The sequence below is a fragment of the Mesorhizobium sp. GW821-FHT04C10 genome (assembly GCF_059420305.1).
In genome coordinates this window covers 3,021,038-3,036,506 of record NZ_JBWKTL010000001.1, presented here as the reverse complement: position 1 = coordinate 3,036,506, position 15,469 = coordinate 3,021,038, and the positions used below count along the sequence as shown (strand labels likewise).

At 63.9% G+C, this 15,469-nt stretch carries 15 protein-coding genes; 7 read left to right on the top strand and 8 right to left on the bottom strand.

Annotated elements, in window-relative coordinates; all coding sequences use genetic code 11:
• Window positions 1–223: 223 nt before the first annotated feature.
• From AC07UC_RS14620 to AC07UC_RS14610, 3 genes are all read left to right on the top strand, one after another.
• Window positions 224–667, top strand: coding sequence for an SRPBCC family protein (locus tag AC07UC_RS14620; protein WP_494906501.1), 444 nt, complete (start codon window positions 224–226; stop codon window positions 665–667).
• 122 nt (window positions 668–789) lie between these two features.
• A complete protein-coding gene (locus tag AC07UC_RS14615; RefSeq protein ID WP_494906500.1) occupies window positions 790–1,245 on the top strand; it encodes a hypothetical protein in 456 nt (151 codons plus the stop codon).
• A gap of 48 nt (window positions 1,246–1,293) precedes the next feature.
• Entirely contained in the window at window positions 1,294–2,442 is a 1,149-nt protein-coding gene (locus AC07UC_RS14610) for an amidohydrolase (protein ID WP_494906499.1), read from the top strand.
• A 57-nt stretch (window positions 2,443–2,499) separates the two neighbouring features.
• Here the strand turns inward: AC07UC_RS14610 and AC07UC_RS14605 are convergent, their stop codons facing one another.
• Entirely contained in the window at window positions 2,500–4,500 is a 2,001-nt protein-coding gene (locus AC07UC_RS14605; protein ID WP_140774230.1) for a putative bifunctional diguanylate cyclase/phosphodiesterase, read from the bottom strand.
• Window positions 4,501–4,782: 282 nt separating this feature from the next.
• Between AC07UC_RS14605 and AC07UC_RS14600 the strand changes: the two genes are divergently transcribed.
• A complete protein-coding gene (locus AC07UC_RS14600) occupies window positions 4,783–5,817 on the top strand; it encodes a class I SAM-dependent methyltransferase (RefSeq protein ID WP_202326511.1) in 1,035 nt (344 codons plus the stop codon).
• A 101-nt stretch (window positions 5,818–5,918) separates the two neighbouring features.
• Here the strand turns inward: AC07UC_RS14600 and AC07UC_RS14595 are convergent, their stop codons facing one another.
• Both AC07UC_RS14595 and AC07UC_RS14590 read right to left on the bottom strand, forming a co-directional pair.
• Window positions 5,919–6,854, bottom strand: a complete 936-nt coding sequence (locus AC07UC_RS14595) for a sigma-70 family RNA polymerase sigma factor (protein WP_202326510.1) — start codon at window positions 6,852–6,854, stop codon at window positions 5,919–5,921.
• A complete protein-coding gene (locus tag AC07UC_RS14590) occupies window positions 6,851–7,609 on the bottom strand; it encodes an SDR family NAD(P)-dependent oxidoreductase (RefSeq protein WP_494906496.1) in 759 nt (252 codons plus the stop codon). The genes AC07UC_RS14595 and AC07UC_RS14590 overlap by 4 nt, the downstream gene beginning before the upstream one ends.
• 437 nt (window positions 7,610–8,046) lie before the next feature.
• On the opposite strand from AC07UC_RS14590, the gene AC07UC_RS14585 reads away from it, so the two are divergent.
• Window positions 8,047–9,267 carry an alpha-D-ribose 1-methylphosphonate 5-triphosphate diphosphatase gene (locus tag AC07UC_RS14585; RefSeq protein WP_494906494.1) on the top strand — a complete coding sequence of 407 codons (1,221 nt, stop codon included), beginning with the start codon at window positions 8,047–8,049 and terminating at the stop codon, window positions 9,265–9,267.
• Window positions 9,268–9,303: 36 nt separating this feature from the next.
• Here AC07UC_RS14585 and AC07UC_RS14580 read toward each other — a convergent pair whose 3' ends face one another.
• Both AC07UC_RS14580 and AC07UC_RS14575 read right to left on the bottom strand, forming a co-directional pair.
• Entirely contained in the window at window positions 9,304–9,504 is a 201-nt protein-coding gene (locus AC07UC_RS14580; RefSeq protein ID WP_202326507.1) for a hypothetical protein, read from the bottom strand.
• 78 nt (window positions 9,505–9,582) lie between these two features.
• Complete coding sequence (locus AC07UC_RS14575; RefSeq protein WP_140774236.1) at window positions 9,583–9,837, bottom strand: hypothetical protein; 255 nt, start codon at window positions 9,835–9,837, stop codon at window positions 9,583–9,585.
• 258 nt (window positions 9,838–10,095) lie between these two features.
• Between AC07UC_RS14575 and AC07UC_RS14570 the strand changes: the two genes are divergently transcribed.
• The gene (locus tag AC07UC_RS14570; RefSeq protein ID WP_494906491.1) at window positions 10,096–12,114 is read left to right on the top strand and encodes an amidase; all 2,019 of its coding nucleotides are present in this window, start codon (window positions 10,096–10,098) and stop codon (window positions 12,112–12,114) included.
• A 218-nt stretch (window positions 12,115–12,332) separates the two neighbouring features.
• Here the strand turns inward: AC07UC_RS14570 and AC07UC_RS14565 are convergent, their stop codons facing one another.
• Both AC07UC_RS14565 and AC07UC_RS14560 read right to left on the bottom strand, forming a co-directional pair.
• Window positions 12,333–12,980 (bottom strand): ThuA domain-containing protein, encoded by a 648-nt coding sequence (locus AC07UC_RS14565; RefSeq protein ID WP_494906489.1) that lies wholly within the window; start codon window positions 12,978–12,980, stop codon window positions 12,333–12,335.
• Window positions 12,981–13,038: 58 nt separating this feature from the next.
• Entirely contained in the window at window positions 13,039–14,061 is a 1,023-nt protein-coding gene (locus tag AC07UC_RS14560) for an LLM class flavin-dependent oxidoreductase (protein ID WP_494906487.1), read from the bottom strand.
• A gap of 206 nt (window positions 14,062–14,267) precedes the next feature.
• Here AC07UC_RS14560 and AC07UC_RS14555 point away from each other — a divergent pair, with 206 nt between their 5' ends.
• The gene (locus AC07UC_RS14555; protein WP_494906485.1) at window positions 14,268–14,768 is read left to right on the top strand and encodes a peptide deformylase; all 501 of its coding nucleotides are present in this window, start codon (window positions 14,268–14,270) and stop codon (window positions 14,766–14,768) included.
• Window positions 14,769–14,898: 130 nt separating this feature from the next.
• Here the strand turns inward: AC07UC_RS14555 and AC07UC_RS14550 are convergent, their stop codons facing one another.
• A complete protein-coding gene (locus tag AC07UC_RS14550; protein ID WP_140774242.1) occupies window positions 14,899–15,207 on the bottom strand; it encodes a hypothetical protein in 309 nt (102 codons plus the stop codon).
• Window positions 15,208–15,469: the final 262 nt, after the last annotated feature.

Below are 15,469 nucleotides of genomic sequence, written 5' to 3'. Positions count from 1 at the left end.
CGACCGTTATAAACACTCTCCTCATAATGGCTATCCGGTTCGTCATTTGCGACGATTGGTCCAGCCGCCGCAAAATCGAGTCCCAAATCAACCGGAATTGCCGTACGCCAACCCTGCACGGCCGCATTGACGCCGGTTCTCAAAAAATCTGCGAGCCTGTGTCGGATCGGTCAAGCCCCGTTCGTCCTTGGGACATCGAACACGCATCATGAAAGGACACGATATGCCCGGAACCGTACGTCTGCACCGCGTTCTCACCACCAGCCCGGAGAAGGTCTATCGCGCCTTCGTCGAAGCCGACGCGCTGGCCAAGTGGCTGCCGCCGAACGGCTTCACCTGCACGGTCGATCATCTCGAGGCCAAGGTTGGCGGCACGTTCAAGATGTCCTTCCGCAACTTCACCACAGGCGGCAGCCATGCCTTCGGCGGCGAGTATCTCGAACTCGTTCCCGGCGAGCGCCTGCGCTACACCGACCGGTTCGACGACCCCAATTTGCCCGGCGAGATCCAGGTGACCATCACCTTGAAAAAAGTGTCGGTCGGCACCGAAATCGACATCATCCAGGCCGGCATTCCCGACGTCATCCCGGTCGAGGCCTGCTATCTCGGCTGGCAGGAATCGCTGCGAAACCTGGCCAAGCTCGTCGAGCCCGAGATCAATCAATAAGGCCATTCAAGAAAGTGCCCGCCGCCGCCGCCGATGACATGCCCGTCGGCGGCGGTTGTGCATTGGGCCTTGACCGCACGATCACAGGCGTGAATCCTTTCCCGGTCAAAGGGAGGAGTTCCATGCGACATCTGTTGGTTGTGTTGCCCGCCTTGATCCTGGCGACAGCGGCGCAAGCGGGTACGATCTACTACGGCAACAAGGTGGGGATGGAACTGACCATCGTCAAAAAGTCAGGCATCGGCTCCACGCATGCCAGCATCCTGGCCAAGCACGACAGGCGCAAAGCGGGCGTCTACTGCCGCGAATATGGCCATGATTTCTCCAAGGAGTGCATTGACGCGGAAATGAAGTCGCCGCTGCATTTCGAGATCACCGCCAACTGCAAGACCGGCAAATTCACCACCTTCTACGGCGCCAACATGCTGTTCCAGGGCCGCAACAAGGGCACGGAAGTGACCACCGACTACCTGATCACATCGATCGATGACAATGTGGTACTCGATGGCTCCGGCGCCTCGTCATACGATGTCACGCTGGACCAGTTCAAAGCGCTCTGCCCCAATCGCGTACGCTAGCGGCGTTTGCGACACTGCGCCGATCAGGGCAAACGGCGGAGGAAAAGCGTGACCCTCACCAACCGGGATATCGTCGAGATCACCGAGTGGCGGCGCAAGCTGCATCGGCAGCCGGAAATCTCCAATGAAGAAGAGAAGACGGCGCAAGAGGTCGTCTCCTTCCTCGGTGATACCGGCCCCGACAAGGTGCTGACCGGATTGGGCGGACACGGCGTGGCGGCGGTCTATGACAGCGGCAAGGCGGGTCCCACCGTGCTGTTCCGCTCCGAACTCGACGCGCTGCCGATCGAGGAACTGTCGGGCGTGCCGCATGCCTCGCAGGTGCCGGGCAAGTCGCATATGTGCGGCCATGACGGTCACACCGCGATCCTGGCCGCCCTTGGCCGGCAGCTCGGCCGCGAACGCCCGGCCAGCGGCCGCGTCGTGCTGATGTTCCAGCCGGCGGAGGAGACCGGCAATGGCGCGGCCGGCGTCGTCGCCGACCCCCGCTACGGCGAGATCGCGCCGGATTTCGCCTTCTCGCTGCACAATCTGCCCGGCGTGCCGTTCGGCGAGGTGCGGCTCAAGCCTGGCGTGGTCAATTGCGCCTCGCGCGGCATGCGCATCGTGCTGGAAGGCAAGACCGCGCATTCCTCCATGCCGGAGACCGGTATTTCGCCCATGCCGGCGATCTCGGAGCTGATGCCGGCGCTGCCCGCGCTCGGCCGCGCTACCTTCGCCGACGACGATTTCTCCATGGTCACCGTCACCCACGCCGAAATGGGCGAAGCCGTGTTCGGCATCGCGCCCGCGCATGCGCAGGTCTGGGCAACGCTGCGCACCCGCCGCGACGAACGCATGGCGGACCTCTGCGCCGCCGCCGAGGCGCTGGTAAGGGAGATCGCGGGCAGGCACCGCCTTTCCGCGCGCTGGGATTACCACGAGATCTTCGTCGCCAGCGTCAACGCGCCGGATGCGGTGGAACACCTGCAACGCGCGCTTCAGGAAGAAGGCGTCGTGCATGGTGAAGAAGCCCTGCCGATGCGCGCCTCGGAGGATTTCGGCCTGTTCGGCCACAGCGCCAGGTCGGCGATGTTCTTCCTGGGCGCCGGCGAGCGCCACCCGGCGCTCCACAATCCGGACTATGACTTTCCCGACGATTTGATCCCGATCGGCTCGAGGATCTTCATGCGCACGGCACGCAATCTGCTGGGGTGAGTTCGCGCGCCGCCGCAAGCCGGTCGCGGCCTCGCAAACCGCGTTCGCCCGCGCCTGTCAGGCGGACCTGAGGAACGGGCGTTTGTGAATGGCCCTCTTTGCCTGGAAATTCGCGGCGGGAACGGGTCGGCCGACGCGAAAGCCCTGGATCTTGTCGATGCCGAACTCGCGCATGAGGGCGATCTGTTCGTCGGTTTCCACCCCTTCGACCAGGATCTGGTGGCCGCGATTGCGGACCAGGGCAATGATGTCCTGGAGCATGGCCATGCCCTTCGGGGTGCCGCAATCGTGAAGAAACGAGCGGTCGATCTTCACCGTATCGAAATCGATCAGACGCAGCCATGAAAGGCCGGCGAATCCTGTCCCGAAATCATCGAGCCAGATCTTGATGCCCAGCAGCTTCAGGTCGCTGATGCAGCGCAGGATGTCCGAGTGCATCTCCATCTCGAGCCCTTCGGTGATTTCGAAGGCCAGCCTGTTGCCGGTCACGCCGGTCTCGCCCAGAATGGTCGCGACGGACGCCGCGAAGCCAGGCGTCTTGAGCTGGATCGGAGAGACGTTGACGCTGACGAGACGGATGTGATCGTCCGCCAGGAGCTCGGAGCAGACCGTCCTTATCGCCCAGCGCCCCAGTTCCAGGATCGCGCCGGTTCGCTCCGCCACCGGAATGAACAGGCTCGGCGGAACCAATGTGCCGTCCAGCATCTTGAGACGCATCAGCGCCTCCACGGCTTCGACCCGGCCCGATACGACATCCTGGATAGGTTGATAGACGAGCGAAACGAGGCTCTGGCCGATCGCGATCTTCAGCAAGGCCGCGAGGTTTTCGCTCTCGTCGCTGCTTTGCGGATCGGTCGGGTCGAACAGCCGGGCACAATTGCGGCCGCTGGCCTTTGCCAGATAGAGCGCGCGATCGGCCTCGTGGATGATCTTCTCCAGCTTGGCGCCGGCCTGCGTCCTGGTGAAGGCGGCACCCACGCTCGCCGTGACGATCGAGATCCCGTCCCGCCTGAGCTCGTGGGTAAGCGCCAGGTTCTCCACCGTGCGGCAGATGGCTTCCGCCAGCTCCGCCACCTGGCTCTTCTTGTCCATGCGGGCGAGCACAATGAATTCCTCGCCGCCATAGCGCCCGATCGAGCCATTGTAGTTCTTGATCAGATCGCTCAGCGCATTGGCGACATGGATCAGGCAGCGGTCGCCTTCCTGGTGGCCGTAGCAGTCGTTGAATTTCTTGAAGAAGTCGACGTCGATGAGGATGGCCGCGAACTTGCTGCCAAGCTTTTGCCAGTCGCTCCAGTAATCGCGCAGCTTCTCGTCGATGGCGCGCCGGTTCTCCAGGCCCGTCAGCGGATCCGTCCGCGACAGCCTCAGCAGGGCCTTGCCGCGTTCGGTGGCCTCCTTGTGCTGGATCTTGGCCTCGAGAGCGTTCAGGAAGACGTTGTAGCGCTCCTCGTTCAGCTTCCAGTTCACATAGGAGGTGAACGTGAAGCACGAAACGTAAAAAGTACCAAATACCATCTTGTACGTCAGCGACGCCGGAACAAAGTAATTTACCACATACAAGATACACAATATGATTGTCGACGTTATGATCGACACCTTGAACCTGAACGTAAAAAATAGATTGGCACTCATCATGAAGATCGTGCCGAATACCATGTAATAGGCGACACTTTCCTTGTTTGCGCCCATGGATGCGGGCAACAACCACCCGATATAGCCAAAGATGATGGCCGCGGCGCAAGTCACGTCAAGCCATTCCGTCGCGGCACCCCGGCGAAGCTGTGCTTCCAGGACCAGCAGTGCGGTCAGGCCAACCGCGAAGCGCGCGGTGATCGTATAGGCCGCCACGTCAGGTATCAGCAGCAGATCCGATACCGAAAACAACACATAGATGACGACGGCGATCCACAGGCCCGGCCTGGCCTCCGCCCTTCGCTTCGCCTGGGCTTCCCTGCGGTAAAGGATGCGGAGTTCGTCGGCCCCCAGTTCGTGGCGCGGATCATACGGCTCCACATCCACCGTATCGGCCAATCTGGATGACGCGCGCTCGTTCACAAACCCCTCTCGAAGGGGGCTTTGCGATCCGAACTCTTTTCCAGCTTCTGCCCCCACGCAGGACGACTCCTTGGGACGCGACACGATTGCCACGCGGTAAAATGCAGTGGCGCCAGACAAGTTTGCGTTAACTCGAACCCGGATTCTTATCTGCAAGATCGCTAATAAATTGAGATGGTTAGCGGGAAATTAATCATAACAATAAAATGCTCCCGACCCTCCGTTGGCAAATGGAGCATTCTAAGTAATAAGTTAACTGACTGTTAACCAAGGAGTCCTGGTGTGCAAACCGTGTTCGATGGGCAAAGCCTGATTACCGCAGAGATCATCGCCGGCAGTCTGCGTAAAGGCACGCTTGAACATCATGGCGAAGCGTTCGAAACCGCCCGCGCCGAACTGGCGCTCATCCTCCACGCGACACAGCAACAGGTCGAGCAGCAGAAATTTCCGGCCGAGATCGTGCGCCGCCTGCTGTCGCTGCTCAATGCGCTGCGTGCCAAGGTTCATCCCGACGTCTGGCAAGCCCTGATACCGGTGGCGCAGAACCACCCGATCCTGAACTACTTCCTCCAGGATCCGCTGACGCACTGGTCCTTCACCAAGCCCAGGGGGTATTCCGGCGACGCGGAACTGCTCGACTACATCTATTGCGACCCGCACGTGGCCGAGAGCGTGGCCAACGCCTCGGAGGTCGGCAAGGCGCTTTACAGCCATACCCAGAACGTTCCGTCATGCGTCGCGGCGCGGGAACGGCGCGATCTGCTGACCCGCTATGTCGACGAGGCCGCAGCCAGGAACGGACCAGAAACCGAGGTGCTGGCGATCGCCGCCGGCCATTTGCGCGAAGCCAATCGCTCCGTCGCGCTCGCCGAGGGCCGGCTCAAGCGTTGGGTCGCGCTCGACCAGGATCCGCAGAGCGTCGGGCTGATCGCGCGCGACTTCCACGGCACCGCGGTCGAGGCCATCGACGGCTCGGTGCGGACGGTGCTGACCAGGGGCCACAAGCTCGGCAAGTTCGATCTCATCTACGCCTCCGGCCTCTACGACTACCTCCAGCACAACGTCGCCGTGAAGCTGACCAAGACCTGCCTGCAGATGCTGAAGCCGAACGGCACATTCCTGTTCGCCAACTACGCCGAGGGCACCCCCGACGCCGGCTATCGGGAAACGTTCATGGACTGGGTGCTGCTGCTGCGCTCGGAAGTCGACATGTGGAACATCGTCAATGCCAGCGTCGACCGCAACACCGTCGAGGCGCAGGTATACTTCGGCGAGAACCGCAACGTGCTGTACGCCGTGATTGAAAAGCGCGGGTAACAACCTCCGCTAAACCTTGCCATCAGCCCGGCGGTGATGCTCGCGCATCGCTGCCGGTAGCCCAACGTCGCCAAGCGAGATCGGCGCCAGGTCGCCGCTCATCAGTATCCGGTGCCGCGGCCGAAGGATCCGGCGTCGCCTGGCAGCACCAGTTCGGCATCGTCGGTGACATAGCCGACATAGCGATAGTCGCGGATGAAGCTGATCCGCCCTTCCCGCCATTCCAGCCACATGAAGTGGATTGGCTTCGGCGCGGTCCGGTGCTCGAACACGGCGATCACCTCACGGCCCTCGACCCATGCCGGCTTGAGCCACAGGCCATCGCTCTTTGCATAGATGGTGAAGAACATACCGACATCGGCGGCACCCGAGCGTGGCGGGTGCATCGACTGCTGAAGCCTCACATCGTCGGCAAGCAGCGCGCGCAAGCCGTCCCAGTCGCGCCGGTTAAACAGTGTCACATAGCGCACCACGGCGGCCGACGCGATGCGCGCGTCGGGAAGCGGCTCGGCCTGGGCATTGATCTGCCGAAGCCGGGCGCGGCCGCGCGCCAGATGCGCCTTCACCGCATCGACCGAAATGCCGAGCAAGGCGGCAATTTCGGCCAGCGGCTCGTCGAGCACATCCTTGAGGATGACGACGCTGCGCTGAAGCAGCGGAAGCTCCGCGAAGCGCGACACGGCGGTCTCTACCGCCTCCCTGTGCATCAGCATCTCCACCGGATCGACCTTGCTGTCATCGGCAATTTCAAGCGCTGCCTCGATGGGCTCCGAGGCGCGGATCGCGCGACTGCGCAGCAGGTCCAGCGCGCGGTTGTGGGCGATCCGGAACAGCCAGGGCCTGAGCTGCGGCACGTCGCACAGTTCGTCCAGGGCGACGAAGGCTCGCGCGAACGTGTCCTGCACCACGTCCTCGCCGTCGATGACCGACCCCATCAGGCGCGCGCAATAGCGGTGCAGTTCCGGCCGCAGAGCGGTCGCAAGGGCAAGCAGCCCTTCCTGTCGGTCGCGATCCACGGCAGGTTCCCGCTCGCTCAAGCCGCTGTGCCCTCCATGACCGTTACGCCCGCGTCGCCGTTGAGGCCGAAGACGACGCCCTCGGCATATTGCGGGTCTTCCAGCACGGAAACCACCCTGTCGCCGAACGCCCGGGGCGGCATCGGCGCGCCGAAACGGCTGACGAATTGTTCTGGCGTGATGCCCATGGAGCCGGCATAGGCGCCGGCTGCCGCATCCCCGATTCCCGTGCCGAGGATCATCTGCCGCGGCACGATCGCCTGGAAGCGGATGCCGAGCTTCTTCTCCTGCGCCACGCCATTGGCATATTTGGCCATGAACCACAGCATGCGCTTGGAGCCGCCATAGCCGCCCGACATCTGCGATCCGGTAACGGCGGCACCACTCGATCCAACCAGCACCCGGCTGCCCGGCTTGAGCGGCAGGTTCAGCGCCGCCTGCAGCCAGTAGAGGCCGGCCCTGACGTCGGTTTCCCAGGCGACGGAGAAATCCTCCCACTTCAGCTGATCCAGCCGGCCCATCCGGGGCGCGGCACCAGCGTTCAGCACCACTATGTCAGGGCGAACCTCGCCGAGGATGCGATAGGCGGCGTCCTCGTCCGTAACGTCGGCGCGGATCGTTGCAACGCCAAGCCGCGCACCGACCGCCTCCAGCGCTTCGGCGCCGCGCGCGACGACGGTCACCTCTGCGCCCCGCTCGACCAGCGCTTCGACCAGCCCGAGGCCAAGTCCCCGGCTGCCACCGGTGACCACGATTTTCTTGTCCTTGAGGCTCATTTGACCCTGCTCCATTGCTTCACTGTAGCTAAGACGTTCGAGCTTTCGGAAAAGAGTCAGCACTGCCGGAAGAAACGTGGCGGCGACGAGCGATTTGGCGGCAAGGGCCGCAGCGCGCGCGCCGCGGCACATGCCGCTCGTTTCACACGATCCCCGGTGTCACAAAGACGATAGCGAACAGTCTTATGGTCACGCGCGACGGGCTGATTCGTGCAACATAAGGTACCGACCAGTCCACTCGGGTCAGCGCGCCCCGCAACCCGTTCACGCCAAGCTACAGGCCCTGCCATGACCATACAATTTTCGCCTGATTGATCGTCCCTCGTGCTATCGATCCGGGCTCGGCAAGGTCCTCGAGACGCATCACCCCGATGATGTCGCCGGCCTTGCCGACCGCGAAACCCACCTTGAAACAGCTTCCTTGCAAGAGACATCAGATGTGGCTGAGTGAATTCGAGATCGTCCTGCGCGACCGTGTCGTCCCGAACGGCGCCGTCAGGATCGAAGACGGCCGGATTGCCGAGATCCGCGACGCGCCGGTCGAGCATGCCGACATTGAGGGCGGCGGGCGCCTGCTGCTGCCGGGCTTCATCGACATGCATGGCGACATGGTGGAGAAAGAGGTCGAGCCGCGCACCGGCGTCCACGTGCCGATGCGGATCGGCATCGCCGAGCTCGACAAGAAGCTTGCCTCATGTGGCGTCACCACGGCCTATGCCGCGCTCTCCTTCATCGGCGCCAGTGTCACCAGCGGCGTGCTGCGCTCGGAAGATCATACGTCGGCGATTATCGAGACCATCGCCGAACTGAAGGACGACCTGCTGGTCGACCACCGCATCCATGCCCGCTTCGAGGTGACCTTCACCCCCGCGATCGCCATGCTGCAGAAGCTGATGGATGCGAGCCGGCTGCACCTGATCTCGCTGATGGACCACACACCCGGACAAGGGCAATACCGCGACGTCGAACTCTACATCGCCCGCGTCGCCAACGAGCGCGGCATGTCCGTTGCCGCGGCTTCCGAGGTCGTCGGCAAGCGCATGGCCGGCCGCCAGGGCCAGGGCGACGTGCTGAACGCGCTGCAGGACCTGTCGGCCCGCGCGCGGGCCCATGGCGTCGTGCTGGCCTCGCATGACGACGACACGTTGGAGAAGGTGGAGCTCGTCCACGGCCTGGGCGCCGCGCTCAGCGAATTCCCGGTGACGCTCGAAGCAGCGCGCGAAGCCCGCAGGCTCGGCATGTACACGGCCATGGGCGCACCCAACGCGTTGCGCGGGGAATCCTACTCCGGCAATCTCTCCGCGCGGCAGGCCTACGAAGCCGGGCTGCTCGACATACTGGCCAGCGACTACCACCCGGCCTCGATCCTGCCGGCCGTACTCGGCCTGGCGGAGCTGCGTGGCGAAGGGCTGGTGACGGCGGCGGCGCTGACAAGCGCCAATCCTGCCGGGGCCCTGGGGCTCACCGATCGCGGCGCCATCGAGCCCGGCCTCCTGGCCGATCTCGTGGTGGCCGACCGCCATCCTGTGCCACGCGTCCGTGCGACCTTCCGCGCCGGCCGCATGATCTACGGCGACGGCACGCTGGCACCGGCGCGGCAACCGGAACGCCTTGGCCACGCGGCGCAACGGGTACCGGCTGGGTTCGAATTGCGCTGAAGCTGCTCCAGGAAAAACGTGAAACGGTGGCTTGCCCTAGACGTCGAGCATGACCGTCATGCCGCGCACCTCGGCCATTTCCAGCAGCAGGTCCTGCAGGGTTTCGACGGTCTGCACCGCGCCCGTCATGGCCAGCAGCTCGGCGACACTCTCTTTCATGGAAATGACCGCGGCTCCGGTTTTCTCCGAAAGCAGCCGTCCAATGGCCGCGCGGATAAGGGCATTCTGGTCAGACATGATTCCCCTCTCATGCTGGGATAGCGGCGGTGTTTTCTTCAATCATATGCTCTTGGCGCAACTTCTGCGAGATTCAACTTACGCTTGCAAGCCGTCCGATTGATGATCTTTCAAGTCATTTTGTTGACGCCAGCCGCCCAGCACCGCGAGTGACGGTAGCAGTGACCCGGCTCCAGGCCTGAAAGCCTCCATGACGGCGAGCAGGGCCAGCGGCACTTCGTGCCGGTAGAGCCCGATAAATGTCTTGCCTCCCGCCGTCGCCGGCAACTCCGTGAATCTGTCGAAAATCGAATACGTGCCTGTCGGCTCGTTCAGGATCTCAAAACGGTCCAATGCAAACCTCGTGTCCCCGGGAGCCGTCAACGCAACCGCTCGCCTGAAGTTGCAACAGGTGATGCTTTTTTTATCACAATGGAACGTATATGCCAGCGGCATCGCCGACATGGGGCCATGTCATGCGGCGGGACGCGCAAGAATCGCCTGGCTGGCGACCGCGGGAGCAACACGTTCCGACAAAGACTGCGTGTTGGCCCTTGCCGAAGCCGGCGGCCTCGCTCATCCATGGCTTGGAAACGAGCCGGGGACCAGAAGATGACCGATGCCAGCCTGCACATCGTCGAAGCCACCATCGAACAATTGCGACGTGCGCTCGACGAGGGCCTCGTCACCAGCGTCGAACTGGTCGGGTTGTATCTCAGGCGCATCGCGCATTTCGACCGTCACGGCATCAGCCTCAACGCCGTTCCGGTGCTCAATCCTTATATGTTCGAGGAGGCCGCCGCTTCCGACCGGCGGCGGCGCGACGGCGCCTTGCTCGGGCCGCTCGACGGCATCCCTTACACCGCCAAGGACAGCTACAAGGTCAAAGGCCTGACGGTCGCCGCCGGCTCGCCGGCCTTCGAGCATCTCGTCGCCAATGAGGACGCCTTCACCATCGCCCGGCTGCGCGCCGGCGGCGCGGTGCTGGTCGGTCTCACCAACATGCCGCCAATGGCCAACGGCGGCATGCAGCGCGGCGTCTATGGCCGCGCCGAAAGCCCCTACAATGCCGATTACCTGACCGCCGCCTTCGCCTCGGGCTCGTCCAATGGCTCCGGCACGGCGACATCGGCCAGTTTCTGCGCCTTCGGGCTCGGCGAGGAAACCTGGTCGTCCGGGCGGGCGCCGGCCACCAACAACGCGCTGGTCGCCTATACGCCCTCGCGCGGCGTGATTTCCGTGCGCGGCAACTGGCCACTGGTGCCGACCATGGATGTCGTGGTGCCGCACACGCGCAGCGTGCCCGACATGCTCGAACTGCTCGACGTGATCGTCGCCGACGATCCTGAGACGCGAGGCGACTTCTGGCGCGCGCAGCCCTGGGTCGTGCTGCCCAGGAGCTCCGAGGCGCGGCCGCCACGCTACACCGAATTGACGCTCGCGGGTTCACTGAAGGGCAAACGGCTCGGCGTGCCCCGCATGTATATCGGCCGCGACAGCGGAGCCGACCGGCCGATCGAAACCCGCGCCTCGGTGCTTGCGCTGTGGGAACGGGCAGCGGCCGACCTCCAAAGACTGGGCGCCGAGGTGGTGGAGGTCGATTTTCCCGTCGTCTCCAATTACGAACGCGACCGCCCCGGCGCGCGCACCATGGCCGAGCGCGGGCTGGTGCCGCCGGATTTCGCCAAACGCGAGATCTGGGATCTCTGCATCTGGGGCTGGGACGATTTCCTGCGCGCCAATGCCGACCCGGCGCTTCCCGATCTCGCCTCGGTCGACGGCCCCAGGATCTTTCCGCAGCCGCCCGGCACGCTGCCCGACCGCTATGAAGGCGGCTTCGATGTCGCTGAATATGTCAAGCGCGCGAAATCCGGCGTCACGCCCTTCGAGGACATCCCGACGATTGCAGATGGGCTGAAGGGGCTGGAAACAACAAGGCGCGTCGATTTCGAGGACTGGCTGGACACACACGGCATCGACGCCGTCGTGCTGCCGGCCGCCGCCGATGTCGGACCGGCCGACGCCGACATCAACGAGGCGTCGGCCGACCTCGCCTGGCGCAACGGCACCTGGGTCGCCAACGGCAATCTGGTCTGGCGCCATTTCGGCATCCCGACCGTCACCGTGCCGATGGGCACAATGGCCGATATCGGCATGCCCGTCGGCCTCACCTTCGCCGGCAAGGCCTATGACGACGAAAGGCTGCTGCGCATGGCCGGCGATTTCGAACAATCGACCCAGCGCCGGACGAGCCCGCCACGCACGCCTGAGCTGGCCGATGATGTGTTTTCGGGCCGATCCACTCAAGCCGGCAGCGGCAAGGCGCCACCGCTCGCAATCGCACTTGCCGCCGAGACGCGCGCCTTGGGCGATCAGGACGAAATCGTCATCACGCTCGATCTGCCCGTCGAGGCGAAGAACGCCGGCATCAAGGTGCACGTCAACGGAGAGCCCGTCGCCATGCAACGGAGCGGCACGCGCTTCAACGGGAGCGCCTTCGTTCTCGCCGCCGAGCATCAGAGGTCCCACAGCGTCTGGCGCGCTTCGTATGGCTCGATCGTGACGGCGGTGGCGCGGTTAGAAGATGGACGCACCGCCGGGGCCTTTGTGGTCACGGGTGGGATTGGGTGAGCAGCGGTAAAGCCAACACCCACCGTCGAGTTCCGTCACGCCCCCCTCTGTCCTGCCGGACATCTCCCCCACGAGGGGGGAGATTAGCAGCTTTGACGCCTCGCTCTTTCCTGCAACTTTGAAAATTCGCGAAGGCCGCGGTGACGGCCGATCTCCCCTCTGGTGGGGGAGATGTCCGGCAGGACAAAGGGGGGGCCGTAGAGCGCCAACGGCTACTGTTACCCCCGCGCAGCCCACACCAAACCGCGTTCCACGATCAGCGCCATCTCCGGCACCGCGAACTCATCCGCCGTGTGCCCAAGCGAACTGTAGAAGACCTTCCCCGCGCCATACCTGCGCTTCCACACCACCGGCATGGCAACCCCGCCAATGCCCGGGAAATGCGCATCGCCGAAAATCGTCGTCGCGAGCACCTCGTTGCTCGGGTCGACATGCATGTAATACTGCTCCGACCGGTAGGCGAAGTCGCCGATGCCGCTGGTGATCGGATCGTCCGGCCGGGTGATGACCACCTGATAGTCGATGATGTTGCCGGGATGCGCGACCCACTGGCCGCCGGTCATGAACTGGTAGTCGGGCTCGTTGCGAAAACTGTCGCCCATCGTGCCGTGGAAGCCGCCGAGCCCGCTTCCGCCGCGAACGGCCTGCGTCAGGTTCTGAAGCTCGGCCTTCTCGATCGTCGACATGGTGATGACGGGCACGATGAGATCGAAGGAAGGCAATTCCGGATCGGCGAACATCGCCGTGCCCTCGCCCAGCGTGACATCGAATCCGTTGCGCTCAAGCAGTTTGCGGACAATCTCGGCGCTGCGCTCGGGCGTATGGCCTTCCCAGCCGCCCCAGGCAATCAGGGCCTTCTTCGCCATGCCGTGAACCTCCCGAACCGCGCGCCGCGCCTCGGGAGATGGTTACACGGCGTGGCCGTCAGCGCCAGCCCAGTGCCGGCGCGACATGGGTCAGGATCGCCTCGATGACATGGGCGTTGTAGTCGACGCCGAGCTGGTTGGGCACGGTGAGCAGCAGCGTGTCGGCCTCGGCGATCGCCTCGTCCTGCGCCAATTCCTTGATCAGCACGTCAGGCTCGGCGGCATAGCTGCGGCCGAAGATCGCTCTCGTATTCTCCTCGATGAAGCCGATCTGGTCGCGGCTTTCATTGCCACGCCCGAAATAGGCGCGGTCGCGATCATCGACCAGCGCGAAGATGCTGCGACTGACCGAGACGCGCGGCTCGTGGCTGTGGCCGGCCGCCTTCCAGGCCTCGCGATAGACGCGGATCTGCTCGGCCTGCTGGATGTGGAAGGGCTTGCCGGTCTCGTCGAATTTGAGCGTCGAGCTCTGCAGGTTCATGCCGAGCTTGGCCGCCCATTCCGAGGTGGCGTTGGTGGCGGCGCCCCACCAGATGCGCTCGCGCAGGCCCTCCGAATGCGGCTCGAGCCGAAGCAGGCCAGGCGGGTTGGGGAACATCGGCCGTGGATTGGGCTGGGCGAAGCCTTCGCCGCGCAGCGTGTCGAGGAAGACCTCGGCGTGATGCCGCGCCATGTCGGCGTCGCTCTGTCCTTCCTGCGGCTGGTAGCCGAAATAACGCCAGCCATCGATCACCTGCTCGGGCGAACCACGGCTGATGCCAAGCTGCAGCCGACCGCCGGCGATGATGTCGGCGGCACCCGCATCCTCGGCCATGTAGAGCGGGTTCTCGTAACGCATGTCGATGACGGCGGTGCCGATCTCGATGCGGCTGGTCTTGGCGCCGACAGCCGCCAGCAGCGGGAATGGCGAGGCCAGCTGGCGGGCAAAGTGATGCACGCGGAAATAGGCGCCGTCCGCGCCGAGCTGTTCGGCGGCGACGGCGAGATCGATGGACTGCAGCAGCGCGTCGGAAGCCGAGCGCACCTGCGATTGCGACGAGGGCGTCCAATGCCCGAACGACAGGAAACCGATTTTTTTCATGGCCCTGAAGTATATGCGAGCGGCGCGTGCTTCAATGACAAAACAGCGGGGTTACACACCGTCGCCTTGAGCAATACCAAAGGGCGCCATACACAGGGGGTGACCGGCCGCGTCCTGTCTCATGCCCCCGCGTCCTGTCTCATGGGGCCGTCGATCGCCTGCGGTCCCGCTGAAAGGCAATGATTGGCGATTTGAGAAGGTGGTCCATGGCCGTTCGGCCGATCATAAGGTTCCCCAATCCCCTCCTCCGCGCCGTGGCGGAACCTGTAGAGCTGTTCGACGGCGACCTGCACGGATTGGCCCGCGACCTTGTTGACACCTTGCACGCGGCGCCGGGCATCGGCATCACCGGCCCGCATATCGGCATTCTGAGGCGCCTGGTCGTGATCCAGCTTCCCTCCGCCGCAAAGCCGGGGATCTACGTAAATCCATCGATCATCCAGGCCTCGACCGAAATGATCCGTCATGCGGAAGGCAGTGTCTCGATGCCCGGTGTCACGGAGGATATCGAGCGCCACGCCCGCATCAGGGTCCGCTATCAGGATCTGGATGGCAACGAGCGGTTCGAGGACGCCGATGGCCTGCTGGCGGTTTGCCACCAGCATGAGATCGATCAACTGGACGGGGTCTTCTGGACGCAAAGGCTGACGCGCCTGAAGCGCGACCGGCTGATCAAGCGTTACGGCAAACTGATGCGAGCCTCGTAGGCGCCACGACAAACCGCAGGGAACCGGCACTGGCCGGCAACATCGTGCCGCGCTGATTGCAATCCAGGCCAGGAATGGCTGCGCCCCGATCGCTTTGCGGGATGGGAAGCAGCCTGAATCTCTCCGGCCTTCATTTCCCGCAGTGATGATCGTTGATCTTGTTCGTCGCGTTCGCGTCCGGGCTCACCCGGTCGTAGGAGCAGGCGCCGGCGGCGGTCGTGAACAGCTGCTGGTCGTAATAGCGCGGGCCACCGAACAGGAAGCCGATGAGATCGTCATCGGCGGGAACGTAGCGTTCGGACCCGGCCTGGCCGTAGTATTGGCTCTGAGTGTGGTGATGCCGGTGGTGGTGGTGCTTGGCTCCGGCAAGTGCCGGCGCGGACACGCCACAGGCCATCGCCAGGGCAAGAGCGCAGATCGCAAAGCGTTTCGTCGTCATCGGCAACACCCTTCTGGCCATTCGCATTCCTATATAGGCAAAATCACCAGCCGAACAAAGGTTCCCAGGCAGCGGTTTACCTGTCCCGCGATTTGCCGTCCGCCGGAGCGAACTGCACAGCGTATCAGAAAATCGAAATTGCCCCTTCCGCCCCGAGCCGCAATGGTCTTCAGGGAGGCAGCCGGCTCAGGGCTGTGGAGGAAACGCCGGAGCGGCAATGCCGCTCGGGCAAGCTGCCACTTGACGCTGGCAGCGAGGGAGG